The organism is Dictyobacter arantiisoli, assembly GCF_008326305.1.
GTDB classification, from domain to species: domain Bacteria; phylum Chloroflexota; class Ktedonobacteria; order Ktedonobacterales; family Ktedonobacteraceae; genus Dictyobacter; species Dictyobacter arantiisoli.
Genome location: NZ_BIXY01000166.1, coordinates 3,849 through 5,425 on the forward strand (window position 1 = coordinate 3,849; position 1,577 = coordinate 5,425).

1 protein-coding gene and 1 pseudogene are annotated in these 1,577 nt (G+C 45.2%); both read right to left on the minus strand.

Translation table 11 applies throughout. The features are described from left to right. Positions 1–139 precede the first annotated feature (139 nt). Positions 140–591 (minus strand): annotated as a pseudogene (locus F1593_RS30070) (Tn3 family transposase). Between the two features lie 109 nt (positions 592–700). Beyond that, positions 701–1,279: a TetR/AcrR family transcriptional regulator gene (locus F1593_RS27150; protein WP_172632501.1), complete on the minus strand. Its 579-nt coding sequence runs from the start codon at positions 1,277–1,279 to the stop codon at positions 701–703. Between the last annotated feature and the right edge of the window lie 298 nt (positions 1,280–1,577).

The following is a 1,577-nucleotide window of genomic DNA, read 5'->3' on the forward strand; positions in this document are numbered from 1 at the left end:
TTATTAACATAGCATTGTCTCAAAGCTTTTTCTGCACCACACACTAAAAAGGGCGCAGGCGCGCAGGCGCCTGCCAGCAAGTGAGCAGCAAGATCCCGATGAGAGTGGGAATCAAACACTTTGTCAGAGTGCGAGTTATTCACAACGCTAAGGCTCCTGGCAGCCTTGTTAGAACAGCAGAGGGGTCGTCCGTAAGGGACGCAGTTGTCCTTTCGTCCCAACAGCGCTCAATCAAGTCCCGCCGAATGGTCGGTCCCCGGAAGATCGGCTTTAAGACGCCGTAGTCGGTGACACTGGCCAGCGGATAGAGGCAGTGGTCGCCCAGATCGCGAATCCGTGGCGAGAGCTTGAATCCCTGCAAGTCGTAGAGTGCATACATGAGTTCCGTAAACCCTGCGGTATCCACCATCATTTCCTCAATGGGCAATGATGCAGCATGGCATCCAGGGCGGCGTGAGCTTCACGCATATGCGGCGGAATAATCTGGATGTAGGGGTGGGAATATTGGTCGCTGATCATATCGTGCAGGGTTACTCCACGTCTGGGGCCAAAATGCCGAGAAAGATCTGAGGAGCGCAGGAGTTTGCGCATTTGCTCAGCCAGGCCCAGTTCCCACAAGCGTTTCGCCCTGCGCCGCTCCTTTGATTTATTGATTGCGTGTCAGTCAAAATGGCGGTTTTTGTAAAAGCTGAATATGTGGTTATCCCTTTATGGCAATATCTAAAAAAGATTTGATTAAACCGGCCGGATCGTTCAATCCTTTTTCAGCTTCCAGATGTCCGGTTAAATGAAGTTCAATAAGACCATGAATAAATGCAGCTATCATTGCGGTCAATTGTCTGGGAGATTTACTCAGTGTGTGTGTTTGTTCATGGGCTTTTTGAAAACATCTTCCTATGATTTCATAAAGTTTAAAGGCTGAAATATGAAGATCGGGATACTCTTCCTTATTCCATTGTTTTTGGGACATTAAGTGATAATGCTCTGGATTGCTAATACCAAATTCATAGTAAGTATATAAAACTGCATACATAAGTTCCCTGGCATCATCTATTTCGCCCATTAGCTTCTCGATACGCCTATTGATTATCTCAAAACTTTCAGTTGTAATTGCTGCCAGCAGATCTTCCTTATTTTTAAAGTGTCTGTAAACTGCACTGCGGGATAAGTTCATTTCCTTTCCAAGGTCGCGCATACTCACTGAATCAATACCATTCGTATCAATCATATGCCTTGTGACAGCAACAAGCTTTCGTTTTATATCAGTATGAGCTTTCATAAAATCCCTGTCTAAATACATACGAGTTTTATTATTTTACAACTTTATGTTGACGTCGTCAACACAAAGAATTATAATCAGCGCTTGTTGACAGTGTCAACAATTTGTGCTAAAGTTGACACTGTCAACAAGTAAAGAATCATCGGTCACAATTTCTGGATGAACCTAACGGCGAACTTGCCCGATGGCGAGTTCCGATACTATGAACGAAATGAACATGAGGGGGTTCCTATGCCTACAATTCTCATAACAGGCGGCCACAGCGGAATCGGGCTCGAGTGCTCCAAATATATCGCCT

Bases quoted from the DNA above. Each gene is read 5' to 3' on its own strand.
- F1593_RS27150 (WP_172632501.1), bottom strand. From the start codon at position 1,279: ATGAAAGCTCATACTGATATAAAACGAAAGCTTGTTGCTGTCACAAGG.